General features: G+C 70.1%; 10 protein-coding genes. 6 read left to right on the forward strand and 4 right to left on the reverse strand.

Annotated elements, in window-relative coordinates:
- Nucleotides 1-165 precede the first annotated feature (165 nt).
- Nucleotides 166-999, reverse strand: coding sequence for a purine-nucleoside phosphorylase (locus V3W46_RS10850; protein WP_331783129.1), 834 nt, complete (start codon nucleotides 997-999; stop codon nucleotides 166-168).
- Nucleotides 1,000-1,095: 96 nt separating this feature from the next.
- On the opposite strand from V3W46_RS10850, the gene V3W46_RS10855 reads away from it, so the two are divergent.
- Both V3W46_RS10855 and V3W46_RS10860 read left to right on the forward strand, forming a co-directional pair.
- Nucleotides 1,096-2,532 (forward strand): NAD(P)H-quinone dehydrogenase, encoded by a 1,437-nt coding sequence (locus tag V3W46_RS10855; protein ID WP_331783130.1) that lies wholly within the window; start codon nucleotides 1,096-1,098, stop codon nucleotides 2,530-2,532.
- Nucleotides 2,533-2,668: 136 nt separating this feature from the next.
- On the forward strand, nucleotides 2,669-4,018 hold the full coding sequence (locus V3W46_RS10860) for a putative Ig domain-containing protein (RefSeq protein WP_331783131.1): 1,350 nt from the start codon (nucleotides 2,669-2,671) through the stop codon (nucleotides 4,016-4,018).
- A 109-nt stretch (nucleotides 4,019-4,127) separates the two neighbouring features.
- Here V3W46_RS10860 and V3W46_RS10865 read toward each other — a convergent pair whose 3' ends face one another.
- The 3 genes from V3W46_RS10865 to V3W46_RS10875 form a co-directional block, all read right to left on the reverse strand.
- Nucleotides 4,128-8,486, reverse strand: a complete 4,359-nt coding sequence (locus V3W46_RS10865) for a DEAD/DEAH box helicase (protein WP_331783132.1) — start codon at nucleotides 8,484-8,486, stop codon at nucleotides 4,128-4,130.
- Nucleotides 8,487-8,647: 161 nt separating this feature from the next.
- Nucleotides 8,648-10,441 (reverse strand): acetyl/propionyl/methylcrotonyl-CoA carboxylase subunit alpha, encoded by a 1,794-nt coding sequence (locus tag V3W46_RS10870; protein WP_331783133.1) that lies wholly within the window; start codon nucleotides 10,439-10,441, stop codon nucleotides 8,648-8,650.
- Nucleotides 10,442-10,583: 142 nt separating this feature from the next.
- A complete protein-coding gene (locus tag V3W46_RS10875; protein WP_331783134.1) occupies nucleotides 10,584-11,264 on the reverse strand; it encodes a Maf family protein in 681 nt (226 codons plus the stop codon).
- A 99-nt stretch (nucleotides 11,265-11,363) separates the two neighbouring features.
- On the opposite strand from V3W46_RS10875, the gene V3W46_RS10880 reads away from it, so the two are divergent.
- The 4 genes from V3W46_RS10880 to V3W46_RS10895 all read left to right on the forward strand — a co-directional run bounded on the left by V3W46_RS10880 (nucleotide 11,364) and on the right by V3W46_RS10895 (nucleotide 15,919).
- Nucleotides 11,364-12,746, forward strand: coding sequence for a class I SAM-dependent RNA methyltransferase (locus V3W46_RS10880; protein ID WP_331783135.1), 1,383 nt, complete (start codon nucleotides 11,364-11,366; stop codon nucleotides 12,744-12,746).
- 128 nt (nucleotides 12,747-12,874) lie between these two features.
- On the forward strand, nucleotides 12,875-13,558 hold the full coding sequence (locus V3W46_RS10885) for a response regulator transcription factor (RefSeq protein WP_331783136.1): 684 nt from the start codon (nucleotides 12,875-12,877) through the stop codon (nucleotides 13,556-13,558).
- A 46-nt stretch (nucleotides 13,559-13,604) separates the two neighbouring features.
- On the forward strand, nucleotides 13,605-14,906 hold the full coding sequence (locus tag V3W46_RS10890) for a sensor histidine kinase (RefSeq protein ID WP_331783137.1): 1,302 nt from the start codon (nucleotides 13,605-13,607) through the stop codon (nucleotides 14,904-14,906).
- Complete coding sequence (locus V3W46_RS10895) at nucleotides 14,903-15,919, forward strand: hypothetical protein (protein ID WP_331783138.1); 1,017 nt, start codon at nucleotides 14,903-14,905, stop codon at nucleotides 15,917-15,919. The genes V3W46_RS10890 and V3W46_RS10895 overlap by 4 nt, the downstream gene beginning before the upstream one ends.
- The last annotated feature ends 208 nt before the right edge of the window (nucleotides 15,920-16,127 follow it).

Here is a 16,127-nt window from a genome sequence, read left to right on the forward strand (position 1 = left end):
CGAAGAGCTCCTCGTCAGAACCGGCCGGCGACGGCGATGTCGACTCCGCCCCACCGGGCTCGGTCTGGCCCGTGGGCAGCCCGCCTGCGTTCGCCCCGACAGCGTTCGGCTGACTTGCGTTCGCCCCGCCCGCGCGCGCTCTGCCTGCGTTCGTTCCGGCCGTTGTCACAGGGCCGCCACGATGCGTGCCAGCAGCGCGCTGATGACGGGTTCGGCCGACCGGCCGGCCTCGATGACCTCGGCGTGCGAGAGCGGGGTCGACGAGATTCCGGCCGCGAGGTTGGTGATGAGCGACATGCCCAGCACCTCCATGCCGGCCTCCCGGGCGGCGATCGCCTCGAGCGCCGTCGACATGCCCACGATGTGGCCGCCGATGGTCTTGGCCATCTGCACCTCGGCCGGGGTCTCGTAGTGCGGGCCGCGGAACTGCACGTAGACGCCTTCGTCGAGTGATGCATCCACCCCCTTCGCCACGTCGCGCAGGCGCTTCGAGTAGAGGTCGGTGAGGTCGATGAAGGTCGCGCCCTCGAGCGGCGAGTCGGCGGTGAGGTTGATGTGATCGCTGATCAGCACGGGCTGGCCCGGGCTCCACGTTTCGCGGATTCCGCCCGCGCCGTTGGTCAGAATCATGACGGATGCCCCGGCCGCCGCAGCCGTTCGAACGCTGTGCACCACCCGGCGCACCCCATGGCTCTCGTAGTAGTGCGTGCGCGCACCGATCACCAGCGCGTGCGTGCCGTTCGGCAGCCGCACCGAGCGCAGCGAACCGACGTGCCCCACCACGGCCGGAGCGCTGAAACCGACGATCTCGGTCGCCGGAATCGTGGCGACGGTCTCGCCGATGAGGTCGGCCGCCTTCGCCCAGCCGCTGCCGAGCGTCAATGCGATGTCGTGCTTCGCGATGCCCGACTTCTCAGCGATCTGGCCGGCCGCTTCTCGCGCGATCTCGAACGGCGAGATGTCGGGCAGGTCGAGGGGATTGGTTGCTTCAGAAGACATTCCACCACTTTAGTTACTGGCGCCTGCGAGCAATCGGCCAAAACTGGCAACCTGTGCAGTTTGGCCGCAAACCCCGGCTGGGGAAGAATGGTGGCCATGGCCTATGAATTCGAGCGCAAGCAGAGAATCACCGTTCTGGGCGGTGGGCCTGGCGGGTATGAGGCCGCCATCGCCGGAGCCCAACTGGGTGCCGATGTCACCCTCGTCGAGCGGGTCGGGGTGGGCGGGGCGGCCGTGCTCACCGACGTCGTTCCCTCGAAGACACTGATCGCGACGGCCGAGGCGACGAACGCCATCGGTGAGGCAGCTGATCTGGGTGTGCAGTTCTTCAGTCGAACCGAGTCCGGCCGGCCTGTCAGGCCCGATGTGGCGGTGAACATCGGCGCCGTCAACAAGCGCCTGCTCGGTCTCGCACGCCAGCAGAGCGAAGACATGAAGTCCACGCTCATCCGTTCGGGCGTGCGCATCGTGCAGGGCGAGGGGCGACTGGATGGCCGCGACGCCGTCATCGTCTCGACCGGCCCCGGCTCCAACGGCGTCGACTTCGACCGTATCGAGGGCGACACCATCGTGGTGTCGGTCGGCGCGAGCCCCCGCCTGCTGGCCAGCGCCATGCCCGACGGCGAACGCATCTTCACCTGGACCCAGCTCTATACGCTCGAGGCCATCCCCGAGCACCTGATCGTGGTCGGATCGGGTGTCACGGGCGCCGAGTTCGCGTCGGCCTACACCGCGCTCGGTTCGAAGGTCACCCTGATCTCGAGCCGTGACCAGGTTCTGCCGGGCGAAGACGCCGACGCCGCAGCCGTGATCGAGAATGTCTTTCGTCGCAACGGCATGACCGTTCTGTCGAAGTCGCGCGCCGACTCCGTCGTGAATACGGGCGACGGCGTCGTGGCGACGCTCTCCGACGGACGCGTCGTCGAGGGATCGCACTGCCTGATGGCGGTCGGTGCCATTCCGAACACCGCCGGCATCGGCCTCGAAGACGCGGGGGTGCAGCTCACCGAGTCGGGCCACATCCGCGTCAACCGGGTGGCGCGCACCAGCGTGCCGAGCATCTACGCGGCGGGCGACTGCACGACCTTCCTCCCGCTCGCCTCCGTCGCCTCGATGCAGGGGCGCACCGCCGTCTTCCACGCCATGGGTGACGCCGTGAATCCCACCGAGATTCGCAACGTGGCCTCGAACATCTTCACGCAGCCCGAGATCGCGACCGTCGGCTGGACCCAGCGGCAGATCGAGGAGGGCATCGCGCAGGGCGACATCTACAAGCTGCCCCTCTCTGAGAACCCGCGCGCCAAGATGATGGGCATCAAAGACGGCTTCGTGAAGCTGTTCGCGCGAACCGGGTCTGGCACCGTGATCGGCGGGGTCATCGTGGCCCCGAAGGCGAGCGAGCTGATCTTCCCGATCGCGCTCGCCGTCGAGCACCGGCTCACGGTCGACCAGCTCTCGCGCGCATTCTCGGTGTACCCGTCGTTGAGCGGGTCGATCACCGACGCGGCGCGTGCCATGCACATCGTGCTCTGAGTCCGCGACTCCGCTCTCCCCAGTCAGGCCGCTCGTGGGTTATCCACAGGCGGTCTTCACCTTACATTTCATGAGTTATTCTCGCGTGTGACCGGCCTTCGCCCCCTCGGAGGCCGGTCACCACGAAAGGATGACCATGACCTCCCCACGACCCGCCCGTCCCGTGATCGGCCTCGTCGCTGCCCTCACCGCGGCCTTCACCCTCCCGCTGGCCGGCCTCGGCGCAGTGCCCGCCCTGGCGGCCCCGGTGGTGGCCGACTGGTTCGCCGCGCTCCCGACGGGTTCGGCGCCCGAGGCGATTCTGGCCGGTGCCGATCACGCCCTCTACACGGTGAACAGCGGTAGCGACTCCGTCTCGAAGGTGGGCGCCGACGGGTCTGTCGATGCCGCCTTCCGGTCGAATCTGCCAGCCGGTTCGCTGCCGCAGAGCATCGCTCAGGATGCCCGGGGCAGACTCTATGTGACGAGCCTGACCCTCAGCGCGCTGTACCGGCTCGACCCTGTCACGGGCCAGACCGACACGGCGTTCTCGGCCGCTCTCGGTCACGCCCTCGACGGCCGGCACCCCATCGCCGTCGCCACGGATTCCTCGGGCCAGGTCTTCACCCTCAACTCGGGCGACGAAACCGTCTCGCGCCTCTCGCCCGACGGAGTCGAGCTCGACCGCATCGCGCTCTCTCCCACGGCGGAATCGCAGTCGCTCGGCTTCGCCGATGACGGCCAGCTCTACGTCGTGAACGCGGGAGATCACACCGTCTCGCGCATCAGCCTCGACCCCGCCGGGCATGCGGTGGTCGTGCCGTCGTGGGCCGTGCTTGCGCCGGCCCTGCACCCGCTGGCACTGGCGTTCGACCACCACGACTTCGTCTACACCGTCAGCTCGGTCGGCGACACGGTCTCGAAGATCGACCTCACACTGCCGCCGGGCCGAAACGTGGTGGCGAACACGGTCGATGCGGGAGCCCGGCCGTTCGCCATCACAAGCGACCCGGCCGGCAACGTCTACACGACCGACCTCGGCACGAACACGGTCTCGCTCTATGCCGCCGACGGGTCGGTGCACAGCGAGGTCGTCGCTCTGGGCGGCACGCCGTTCGCCGAGTCGATCGATGCGGCCGACGACGGCGCGGTGTACCTGGCCAATTCCGACACCAGTTCGGTGGCGCGCGTCGACCTGGTGGCACGCATCGTCTCGGCGGCGCCTGACGCCACCGCGACGGTGGGCAGCCACTACAGCCACACGGTCGTGGCCACCGGCCTCGATCCGCTCCGATACGTCGGCATCGGCACAATGCCGCCGGGCCTCGCGCTCGACTCCGCGACGGGCGTGCTCTCGGGTGACCCGGCGGGCGCGGGCACCTATGACGTCGACCTTCTCGCCGTCAACGCGATCGGGCAGTCCGCCCCGCAGCACGTCAGGCTGACGGTGTCGCTGCCGGCCGGGAGCACCGGCTGCTGGTTCTGGAGGGAAGCCTGTGGCCTCTGACGGAGGGCGGCCCATCTCCGGCGCAGGGCGAGCCGCCTGGGGCGGCGGCCCGGCCATCTCGGGCGAAAGACGTGCCGGCTGGAGCGCCGAGCGGGCCACCTCGGGCGCGTCAGTCGTCGAGCAGCCCGCGGATGTCATCGGCGCTCAGCGCGGTGCTGAAGGCCGCATCATCGTCGAGCACGGCGTCGAAGAGGCGGGCCTTCTGCTCCTTCAGCGCCATCACCTTCTCTTCGATGGTGTCTTGGGCGACCATCCGGTACACGTTCACGCTGCTCTTCTGCCCGATGCGGTGCGTGCGGTCGACGGCCTGCGACTCGGTCGCCGGGTTCCACCACGGGTCGAGCAGAAAGACGTAGTCGGCCTCGGTGAGGTTGAGTCCGAACCCGCCCGCCTTCAGACTGATCAGAAACACCGATGCCGTTCCGGTCTTGAACCGCTCGATGACCTCCGGCCGCCGGCGGGTCGAACCGTCGAGATACTCGTAGCTGATGCCGGCGGCATCCAGTCGCGTGGCCGCCCGCGAGAGGAACGACGTGAACTGGCTGAAGACCAGGGCTCGATGGCCTTCGACGACCACGTCATCGAGCTGCTCGACGAGCGCGTCGAGCTTCGCCGACGGGATGCCTTCGTATTTCGCATCGATGAGCGACGCGTCGAGGCTCAGCAGGCGCAGCAGCGTCAGCGACCGGAAGACGATCAACCGGTTGCGGTCGAGATCTTCGATCAGCCCGAGCAGCTTCTGGCGCTCGCGCTGGAAATAGGTGTCGTACACCGCGCGATGCGATGGGGTGAGCGCGATGTTCAGAACCTGCTCCTGCTTCGCAGGCAGTTCCGGCGCCACGAGCTCCTTGGTGCGCCGCAGGAGAAAGGGCCTGATGCGCCGGCGCAGGGTCGGCAGCACCTCGGCGTCGTGTCCGCGCTCCACCGGCCGCACGAACGTCTCGGTGAATTTGCGCGACGAGGCGAACAGGCCGGGCGCCACGATGTCGAACAGCGCCCACAACTCCATGAGGTTGTTCTCGAGCGGCGTTCCCGTGATGGCGAGCTTGAAGGGGGCGTCGAAGTCTTTGGCGCAGCGGTGCAGCTTCGACGTGTGGTTCTTCACGAACTGGGCTTCGTCGAGAATGAGCCCCGACCAGTCGAGCTTCTGGTAGGCGTCGGCGTCGAGACGGAAGAGGGTGTAACTCGTCACGACGACATCGGCGCCGGCCGCCAGCTCGGCGAGCGTCGTACTGGCCTTCGCCTGCGTGGCCGTCACCGAGCGCACGACGAGCCCGGGCGTGAACCGCTGCGCCTCGAGCACCCAGTTGCCCACCACCGACGTCGGCGCCACCACCAGGAACGGCGCTCCGCTCGCGGCCCGCGCCGAGCTGGCCTCGCCCGGCGAGCCGGCCCCGCCCGCCCCGCTCGTACCGCCGCCCGCGCGTTGTGCCTCACGGGCGTGCTCGACGAGCGCCAGAGTCTGCAGTGTCTTGCCGAGCCCCATGTCGTCGGCCAGCACCCCGCCGAGCCCGTAGCGATACAGAAAGGCGAGCCACCGGTATCCGTCGAGCTGGTAGGGCCGAAGCGTCGCGTCGACCCCCTCCGGCACCGGGATGTCTGCACCCAGGCTCCCGCGCGAACGCAGCGGGCCGCCACCCTCCCTGCCCCCTCCAGCGCCGGCATCTCCGTTTGCGCTGGCCTGCACGTCTGCGCTGGCCTCCACCTCTCCGCTGGCCTCCACGTCACCGCTGGCATCCCCGTCGGCGACACCACCCTCGGCGCCGCCGGCCACCCCCTCGAGCTCGCGCAGCTCCCGCAGCCCCGCAACCGCCTCCCGCCACGCCACCGCCTGCACGGTCTCTTCGGCCAGGTCTTCGAAATCGCTCCAGAGCTCGGTCTGGTAGCGGCTGATGCGCACGCCGGTCTGCCACTCGTCGAGGTTCGACGCCTCCTCGAGCAGCTCGCGCAGCCGTTCGAACACCGGGTGATCGAGCGTCAGATAGGTCTTGTCGACCATCAGCAGCTTCTTCTGCTTGCGCGTCAGCGCCTTCAACAGCGGCGCAAACGGAATGCGGTACCCGTTCAGGTTGATGACCACACCGAGATCGAACCAGTCGCGTTTTTCGCTCTCGACGGTCGTCACCGTCAGCTCGGGTTCGCCCGTCAGCTCCCGGTACTCGGGCCGCTTCCCGGTCGACTCCAGCCGCACGCCCGGCGTCAGCTCGAGCGCCGGAAGCACCTTGTCGGTGAAGACCGCCGCCTCATACCCCTGCAGCACCAGGCCCGTCATCGCCTCCACGTCGGCGTCGACCGTCGTCTCGTCGACGAACCCCTGCAGCACCCGCAGCGCGGCCGCCCTGATGCGACGCTCGGCGACCACGTCGCGGTCGGCGAAGTAGGGCCCCGCGCCCGTGCCGCCAGCCCCGTCCGCCCCACCGAATCCGTTCGCCCCACGTGCCCGATCCGACTCGTCGGCCACGGTTGCGCGGCCCGGCCCCTGTACTGCACCAGAACCGGTCACGCCGTCGCCCCCGCGACCGTCATCGCCCTCGACTCCGCCCAGCGCGAACCGCACCGGCTGAGCGCCGCCGTACTCCCACAGCCACTCCAGCTGCAGCACGTTCTTCGGCCGGAATCGGCACGCCACCACCAACACAGGCACGACCACCGCCGGCAGCTGCACCGTCTCGTCGGCCGCCACCACGTCGATCGCCCGCGTCAGCGGAGCGTAGTAGCGCTCGAAGAACTCCCCGACCTCCTGCGCCGGAACCGCCACGGGCGCCGCAGACTCCAGCAGGGCACGCACCTCGGCCGTCAGCCGTGGCGGCGTTTCAACGCCGTTGTCGACCCCCTTGTCGACGCCGTCGACCGCAGCCGCCTCGAGGCGGCCGAACGTGATGAGACCGCTCGCCCCGAGTTCGTACGCGTACACGCCGTGGTCGCCGATCGCTCCCGCCGCTCCGGCCTGGTGGTCGACCCCGTCGATCGTGACCACCGGCGTCAGCACGAGCCCGCCCTCGAACCCCGATCCTTGGCCGGCGGCCACCCCGCCCGACGCCTCGCGCGTCGCCTCGAGCCGAACCCGCGCCCTCGACGCGAGCCGCACGACGGTGCTCTTCTTCGATCCGCGCAGCGGGATGCCCAGCTCCTCCGCCTCGTCGAGCAGGTTCCACAGCAGCGGGCTCGCGAAGTCGTCGAGATACAGCCAGTCGGTCTCCTGGCCCGAGTACAGCTCTTTCGTGGCCCGGTGCAACGCCGCGAACTGCGCGAACCAGCGCAGGTGCGCCGGATCGAGGTTCAGGCGATTGACCTGGTGCGCGAAGCTCGGCCAACTCACGTTCGCCTTGACGAACGTGCCTGCGTGATTGCGAACGACAGGTCGCACCCCGAGCCGCCGCGGCGGATTGTCGGCACCGATGCCCGCTCCGCGTGCGCCGTCGCCTCCTGTGCCGGCGTCAGCGCTGCGGCCAGCACCGCGCGCGCCTTCATCGGGTCGCGGCTTCGCCGTCTGCGACAGCGGACCTCGCCACTGCTCCCGGGTGCGCGGCACGAACTCCCGCACCTCGAACTGCAACCCCATCGGCGTCGGGGCGGCCGACGATCCCCGCGACCCGATTCCGCCGCCGGATGCCCGTTCCGAACCGCCCTCCGAGTGCCCGGCCTGCTCCACCAGCCCGCCCACCGCCGCTCGCCAGTCGAGGGGCTTCGTGGGCTCAGGTCGTCGCGGCGCCGGCGGATACCACGCCTCGACCCCCTCGCCCGCCACCCGGCCTCCGCGCCCCTCGGCCCCGTCTCCCTCCCTGCCCGCAGCATTCCGCCGGGTGTCGCCCGTTCCGCGCGCCCCACCACCTGGGCCGTGCAGGCCGTCTCGGCCGCCGTCTCCCTCCCCGCCCGCACCGCCACCGGCGCGGTCATCCACCCCCGCCGCACCGACCCGCGGGATCCGCGGCAGCGCATCGCGCGGCTCGAACCGCGAGTCGAAGCGTCGTACCGGCGCCTGCGCCCTCGCCACAGGCGGCACCGCGCCCACCCCCTGCCCACTGCGGCTGCCCCCGTCGCCACCCACGTGTGCATCATCCGTTCCCGGGGCCGCCGACGCGCGACCTGCGCCGCTCACGTCGCGCCACGGCGCCACAACGTCGCGCGCGGGCGTCAGGCCGTCGACCTCGTCGTCGAGCAGGTGCCGGGCGTTGCCGGCGAGCAGTGTCGCAGCCACGTGCTTGCAGTTCAGCGACACCGGGCACGAGCAGTAGGCGTCGGTCTCGACCCGCATACGCCCGCCCCGCTCGGTGAGCGTGATGCGGCAGTGATACGGCTGAGCACCCGAACCTTGAACGACGCCCTCGAGCAGCAGGCTCTCGCTGTTCCACAGCACGTCGCGCACGTCGTCGTCGCGAGAGTACTCCCGCCCGCGCTCGAACGCCGCCCGGCCGACAAGCCGCACGATGTCGGCCACGTCGACCAGCGGATACGCATCAGACGACATGCCTCAATGCTCTCACGCACCCCCGACGCACCGGCCGGCAGCCAACCGGATCACCTCGCTTCTGCGCCGTCGGTGACCCATCGCTGTTGCGTAACCACACCACGCCGCCCGCAGCCGCGCGCCCACACCCGCGCGCCCGCAGCCGCGGCGCACCGCCACTCCTACGCCGCGTGGTCAGCGATCTCGAGCAACTGGTGCCCCGACGAAACCGTCGACCCCACGGTCGCATCGATGGCGCCGATCACGCCGTCTTTGTGAGCCTGGATCGGCTGCTCCATCTTCATCGCCTCGAGCACCAGAATCAGGTCGCCCTTGACGACCTTGTCGCCTTCGGCGACGGCCAGCTTGACGATGGTGGCCTGCATCGGCGCCTTCACCGCGTTGCCGGTCGACGAGCGACCGGAGCTGCCACTCGTGCGTCGCCGCGGGGGAGCCCCGAGCGAGGCGACCGACCCGCCGCTGCCGCCGACACCGGCAGACGTCAGCAGGCGCTCGGGCAGAACGACCTCGATGCGTTTGCCGTCGACCTCCACCACCACCGTGCTCCGGGCCGGTGCAGGAGCCGAGTCTTCGAGCGAGCCGCTCCACGGTTCGATGGTGTTGTCGAACTCGGTCTCGATCCACCGGGTGTAGACGCTGAACGGTTGTCCGGCATCCGGAGCGAACGCCTTGTCGCGCACGATCGCGCGGTGGAACGGCAGCACGGTCGGCAGGCCGGCGACCTCGAACTCGTCGAGGGCGCGGCGTGAGCGCTCGAGCGCCTCCTCGCGCGTGGCCCCGGTGACGACGAGCTTGGCGAGCAACGAGTCGAACGAGCCAGAGATGACGTCGCCTGCGCCGACCCCGGTGTCGATGCGGATGCCCGGCCCACCGGGCGCCTTGAACACGTGAATCGGGCCGGGGCTCGGCAGAAACCCGCGACCGGCGTCTTCGCCGTTGATTCTGAACTCGAACGAGTGGCCCCGGGGCGCCGGGTCGTCGTACGAGAGGATTCCGCCCTCGGCCAGCCGGAACTGCTCGCGCACGAGGTCGATGCCGGTCACCTCTTCAGACACCGGATGCTCGACCTGTAGCCGCGTGTTCACCTCGAGGAACGACACCGTTCCGTCGACCGCGACCAGGAACTCGCAGGTTCCGGCGCCGACGTAGCCGACCTCGCGCAGAATGGCCTTCGAGGCCCGGTACAGCTCGGTGTTCTGCTCGTCGGTGAGGTACGGCGCCGGAGCCTCTTCGACCAGCTTCTGGTGCCGACGCTGCAGCGAGCAGTCGCGGGTGGAGACGACCACCACGTTGCCGTGCGCGTCGGCGAGGCACTGGGTCTCGACGTGGCGCGGTTTGTCGAGGTACTTCTCGACGAAGCACTCGCCTCGGCCGAAGGCGGTGATGGCCTCGCGGGTCGCCGACTCGAACAGCTCGGGGATCTCCTCGACGGTGCGGGCGACCTTGAGGCCCCGGCCGCCGCCGCCGAATGCGGCCTTGATGGCCACGGGCAGGCCGTACTGGGCCACGAACTCGAGCACCTCATCGGCGCCCGACACGGGGTCGATGGTGCCGGGAGCGAGCGGCGCGCCTACCCGCTCGGCGATGTGGCGGGCCGAGACCTTGTCGCCCAGCAGTTCGATCGCGTCGGGGGAGGGGCCGATCCAGGTGAGCCCCGCGTCGATCACGGCCTGGGCGAAGCTGGCGTTCTCGGCCAGAAAGCCGTAGCCCGGATGCACCGCATCTGCCCCCGACCGCTTGGCGACTGAGAGGATCTTCTCGATGACGAGGTACGTCTCGGCGCTCGTGGTGCCGCCGAGGGCGTACGCCTCGTCGGCCAACTGCACGTGCAGCGCCTCGCGATCCTGGTCGGCGTAGACGGCCACCGACGCGATTCCTGAGTCGCGTGCCGCCCGGATCACCCGCACTGCGATCTCGCCGCGGTTGGCAATCAGAACTTTCGTTATTCGGGGCATAGTCACTTAGCCTATTCGCAGGCGAGAGCATCCCTTTGGTATGTGCGCACAAAAATGGATGCTCGAACGGCGCGAAACCCTACAACACCGCTCGCTCACCGACGTCGTATGCCCGGCTCGGCATGCGACGCTCGCCCCTGCCTCAGCCCTGGAAGTCGCTGTGGCTGACGCCGAGCCCGCCGAACAGTCGGCGCACAACGGGCAACGACATGCCGATGACGGCCGACGGCGCCCCTGTGACGCTCGTGATGAAGGGGGCGGCGAGCCCGTCGATCGTGAAGGCCCCGGCAACCTCGAGAGGTTCGCCCGACGCGATGTAGACGTCGATCTCGCGGTCGCTGATGTCGGCCGCGAACTCGACCACTGCCGAGTCGACCGCGCCCGCCGCGGGGTGACCGCCCGATGCCGCCCCGGGTCTCACTGCGGCGGCCGGGGCTGCGGTGGTCGAGAGGCGGTGGTCGATCATCCAGTGCCCGCTGAACAGCACGCCCGAGTGGCCGCGCTGCCGGCGCCAGCGATCGCGGGCGACGTGGGGCAGGTGCGGTTTGCCGTAGATGGCGCCGTCGAATTCGAAGGCCGAGTCGCCGCCCAGAATGAAGCCATCGATCGGCTCATCACCGGGGCGAGCGTCGAGCACAGCCTCGGCCTTGAGCCGGGCCAGCAGGGCCACGAGGTCGGCCGCCGTGAGCGGGCCGTCGGCCTGCTCGGCTGCCAGCACGGCCGCCTCTTCGTCGACGTGCGACGGAACGACCACCGGCTCGATTCCCACCTGCCGCAGCAGCGCGAGCCGGGCGGGCGACGTCGAGGCGAGATAGAGGCGCATACCCGAAAGCCTAACGAGCGCCGCCGGCGGCGCTTCATCCCGCACTCGCCCCACACCCCACCCACCCCCTCCACCGCCCGCGTGTGCGATGCTGGCCTGATGGGCGAACTGCTGGCAACCACGGTCGAACTCGAGGTCACCAACGTGGCGCACGGCGGCGTCAGCGTCGCCCGGCTCGACGGCCGCGTGGTCTTCGTCGCCGACACCCTGCCCGGCGAGACGGTGCTCGCGCGCATCTCGTCTGACGACCACGCGTCGTTCTGGCGGGCCGAGACCGTCGAGGTGCTCGACGCGTCGCCGCACCGCCGCCCGCACGTGTGGCAGGCGGCGAGCATCGAGCGCGATCCGGATGCCCGGGCGGGCGGTGCCGAGTTCGGACACATCGAGCTGCCGTGGCAGCGCGAACTCAAGCGGCAGGTGATCGTCGATTCACTGCAACGGTTCGGGCGGCTCGGTGACGAGCATCCGGCACTCGGGGTGACCGTCGAACCGGTCGCGGGCGATGACGCGGCGAACGGACTCGGCTGGCGCACCCGGGTGAGCCTGCACGTCGACGCCGACGGAATCGTCGGACCGTACGCGGCCAGGTCGCACAAGGTTGTGGCCGTGCCCGACCTGCCCCTGGCCATTGCGGCGGTCGAGTATGCCGCGCCGCTCGACGAACGCGTCTTCGGCGCCGACAGTGTCGACGTCATCTCTGACGGCCGCCGTGGAGCCCGTGTGGTGGTGCGCGCCGACGAGCCGGTTCGCGGCCGGCCCGCCGACACCCGCGCCCCTGCCACAGGCGGCCGTTCGGGCGGGCGCCCACCTCGGTCGGCTCCCGGCTCGCGCGCCGACAGAACCGGCGCACGGTCATCCGCACACCGCCCGCCGGTGGGCAAACCGATCGTGGAGCGGGTCGGTGAGCGCGAGTTCAGGCTCGACGAACTCGGCTTCTGGCAGGTGCACCACGGCGCTGCTGCGACCCTGACCGCCGCCGTGCAGCAGCAACTGCTGGCCGAGGCGTTCGACGAAGCCGCGCCGAATCTCGACCTGTACGGCGGAGTCGGGCTGCTCGCCGCCGCCGTGGCCGACCGGTTCGGCCCCCAGACCCGCATCGAGACCGTCGAGAGCGATGCGGGCGCCACGGCCAACGCGCGGCACAACCTCGGTGATCTCGGTCACGCCACCGCTGTGACGGCGCGCGTCGAACGGTACCTCTCGGGTGTGTTGCGCGATGTGACGCAGGCCGAACGCGACGCATTCCGCCGAGCATCCGTCGTCATCGACCCGCCCCGCGCCGGCGCCGGAAAGCAGGTCGTACAGGGCCTGCTCGACCTGCGGCCCGCCCAGGTCGTGTACGTCGCGTGCGACCCGGTGGCGTTCTCGCGCGACCTCGGGCAGCTCTCGGCCGGGGGCTACGAGCTGCGGTCGCTGCGCGCGTTCGACCTGTTTCCGCACACCCACCACGTGGAGGCCGTGGGCGTGCTGACACCCCGGTAGGCACGCGGGCGCCGCCTGACCAAATACGATGGGCTTGTCGCACGCACGCACGCACGCAACGCACGCATCGCAACGCAGAGCACGCACCGCCGTCAGCGCGGCTCACACGACAGAGGAGGGGGCAGCTCGTGACCGACCAGCCCGCCCCCACAGACGCCCAGGTGCGGGTCGCGATCGTCGACGATCACGAGTCGGTGCTGCTCGGCATCCGCGCCGCCTGCCTCGAGGCCGGCTACGAGGTCGTCGCCACCGGGGCGAGCGTGGATGCTCTGCTCACCGCCATCGGCCGACAGCCCGTCGGCGTGGTGGTCATGGACCTGAGCCTCGGCGACGGCTCGTCGGTCACCGACAACGTCACGCGGGTGCGGGCACTGGGCGCCGAGGTGCTGATCCACAGCATCGCCGACCGCTCGGCGAGCATTCGCGAGGCGCTCGCCGCGGGGGCGGCCGGGGTGATTCCGAAGACCAGCGCGACCCGCATCGTGATGGCCGCCATCGCCACCGTCGCCCGGGGCGAGGTGCTCAACAATCTCGAATGGGCCAGCGCGATCGACGCCGACCAGGAGTTCGCCCGGGCGCAGCTCGGTCGACGCGAACAGGATGTTCTGCACCTCTACGCCTCGGGCCTGCCGCTGAAGGCGGTGGCCGCGCAGCTCGGCATCGCGCCGTCGACCGCCCGCGAGTACCTGGGCCGGGTGCGGGCGAAGTACGTGGAGGTCGGACGACCGGCGCCCACGAAGGTCGACCTGCTGCGCCGCGCCGTCGAAGACGGCATTCTCGTGATCGACGACGTTCGCCATGGCTCGAAATAGGCGGCACGCCTCCGCTGCGCCGGGTGCGAGCGCGCCCGCGGCAACCATGACGACCGCTGCAACCGCTGCAACCACGACAACCGCCGCACCCGCCACAGACCCCACCGCAGTTCCGGCCGAACTCGAATCGACCCTCACCCGCCTGCGCGGCGCTCTCAGCCGCTCGACCGTCGAGCGCATCCTCACCCGCGCGGCGGCAGTGTTCGGGCTGCTGTTCTCGCTGCAGGCGATTCCGCTGGTGACCGCGTCGCAGAGCTACGTCGATCCGGTCTGGCTCGAGTTCGAGCCGGGCATCCTGCTGCTCTCGCTGGTCGTCGTCGTCATCGCGGCCATTCTGCAGCGCGGGGTTCGCGCCTCGATGATCGCCTTCGCCGCCCTCTATTTCGTCGCCTTCGTGTGCTGGCCGCTGTGCGTGCCGAACGTCACGCGCGCCACGGGAACCCAGCCGTGGCTCTGGTCGCTCATCGCCGTGGCCATGGCCTACGTCGCAGTCGCGCTGCCCGTTCTGTGGGCGGGCGTCTACATCGTCGCCGTCACCGCCGTCTACGTGTTCGTGCACATCCTGCCCGCCGGCGGCTCGGGCACACTCAAGGGCAGCCTCCTCGATGCCGTCTACGTTCTGCTGATCGGCGCCTTCATGCTGATGCTGATGGCCACGCTGCGGCGTGCCGCGAACCGAGTGGATGCCGCCCAGTCGACCGCGATGCAGCAGTACGCGCGGGCCGCCCTCGGCCACGCCACCGAGGTCGAGCGCACCAAGATCGACGCTTTCGTGCACGACTCCGTGCTCACCACCCTCATCACCGCGGCCCGCGCCGAGACGGCGACCGAGCGCCACGCGGCCGCCGTGCTCGCCGCCGAGGCCCTCGAGACGCTGCAGGAGGCGCCTGGGGCCTTCGATCCCGATGCCGACGTCAGCCAGGCCGAATTCGCGCGCCGGCTGGCCGACGCCGTGCTGCTGCTGAGCCCTCGGGTGAGCTTCTCGGCCCAGACCCTGCCGCAGCACACGCTGCCCGGCATCGTCGCCGACGCGTTGTTCACCGCCGCCGTGCAGGCCGTCATCAACAGCCTGCAGCACGCGGGCGACGTCGACGGCGCGATCGAGGTCATGCGAACGGTCTCGGTGCACGCCGAGGGCGACGAGGTGACCGTGCAGGTCTCCGACACCGGCCTGGGCTTCGACGTCGATGCGGTGCCGAAGGAGCGCCTCGGCCTGCGCGTGTCGATCAGGCAGCGGGTGGAGTCGGTGGGCGGCACCGCCGTGGTGCACTCACTGGCGGGCAGTGGCACGACGGTGCTCATCGGCTCGGGGCAACCCGCGACCCGGCCTCTGGGGTCGACCGCATGATCTCCCCGCCGCGCGCCCTCATCACCCTGCTCGCCGCGCTCTTCTCGGCGTACCATCTGGTGCTCGGGCTGAACTCGATGCAGTACCCCGCCTCGCCCGTACCGGTCATCGTCGCCATGGTGCTGTATGCCGGCGCCACCGTGATGAGCCTCTGGCCTACGAGCCCCCTGGCGATGCCGATGTGGATGGCCGCCCTCAACTTCGGCGTCTGCCTGGTGGTGTCGATCCTGGTGTTCTCGCAGCTCGACGGCCACGTGTTCAACGGATACGCGACGTGGTCGGTGGCCGCCGTCGGAACCCTGCTCACCATCACGGCCGTGCGCCAGCAGGCTGCGATCGCCTGGCTCGGCGTCGCGGCTCTCGCTGTCGCCGTCGACGTGTGGGGCGGGCCAATCACGGTGACCACCACCGGGGTGATCGGCAGTGCCGTGTGGGTCGGCGTCGCGCACGCCCTCACCCGCGCAACGGCCCGGGCGGCCCGGGATGCCCGGCTGTTCGGCCTCGCCGAACGCGACGCCGCGGCCTGGCACGCCACCCAGGAGGCCCAGCTCACCGAGGGGCGGCACCGCCTCGACCAGATGAACCGCGTCGCCGGACCGATGCTGCACCACATCATCGAGAGCGACGGCGTGCTGAGCGCCGAAGACCGCCGCGAGTGCCTGCACCTCGAGGGCGCCATCCGCGACGAGATCCGCGGCCGTCACCTGCTGAACGAAGAGGTGCGCACAGAGGTGCTGGCGGCACGGCGGCGCGGAATCGACGTGACGTTGCTCGACGACGGCGGGCTGGATGACCTGACCGACCGTGATCGCAACCGCATCCAGTCGCGGCTCGCCGACGAGATCGCCCGGTCGCAGGTCGACAGGCTGATCGTGCGAACGGGTGTCGACGACAGCACTGCGGCCGTGACCGTCGTCGGCCTCACCGTCAGCGACGACGGAAGCGCCGCGGCGCTCGGGTCGGAGGCCACCGAAGACGAGGTCGCCCAGTTCACCGAGATCGCCCGGGAATGAATAGCGACATCGCCCGGGAATGACTGGCCAGAGCGCCTCGGAATCAATCCGCAGAGCGCCGGGAGACGAAAAAACTGGGGGCCGGCGAATCGCCAACCCCCAGCTGTATTTTCGAGACGGGACGCTAACCCGAATAGCGCCCTGCCTCGCCCCCAAGCATTCGCTCACTTACCCTAAGACAGCGAATGTTTGGCGATGTAACTCAAAG

Origin of the sequence: Subtercola sp. YIM 133946, assembly GCF_036553535.1 — a bacterium.
Classification (GTDB): Bacteria; Actinomycetota; Actinomycetes; order Actinomycetales; family Microbacteriaceae; genus Subtercola.

Coding starts and splice junctions, on each gene's coding strand:
- V3W46_RS10850 (WP_331783129.1), bottom strand. CDS start 999: ATGTCTTCTGAAGCAACCAATCCCCTCGACCTGCCCGACATCTCGCCG.
- V3W46_RS10855 (WP_331783130.1), top strand. CDS start 1,096: ATGGCCTATGAATTCGAGCGCAAGCAGAGAATCACCGTTCTGGGCGGT.
- V3W46_RS10860 (WP_331783131.1), top strand. CDS start 2,669: ATGACCTCCCCACGACCCGCCCGTCCCGTGATCGGCCTCGTCGCTGCC.
- V3W46_RS10865 (WP_331783132.1), bottom strand. CDS start 8,486: ATGTCGTCTGATGCGTATCCGCTGGTCGACGTGGCCGACATCGTGCGG.
- V3W46_RS10870 (WP_331783133.1), bottom strand. CDS start 10,441: ATGCCCCGAATAACGAAAGTTCTGATTGCCAACCGCGGCGAGATCGCA.
- V3W46_RS10875 (WP_331783134.1), bottom strand. CDS start 11,264: ATGCGCCTCTATCTCGCCTCGACGTCGCCCGCCCGGCTCGCGCTGCTG.
- V3W46_RS10880 (WP_331783135.1), top strand. CDS start 11,364: ATGGGCGAACTGCTGGCAACCACGGTCGAACTCGAGGTCACCAACGTG.
- V3W46_RS10890 (WP_331783137.1), top strand. CDS start 13,605: ATGACGACCGCTGCAACCGCTGCAACCACGACAACCGCCGCACCCGCC.
- V3W46_RS10895 (WP_331783138.1), top strand. CDS start 14,903: ATGATCTCCCCGCCGCGCGCCCTCATCACCCTGCTCGCCGCGCTCTTC.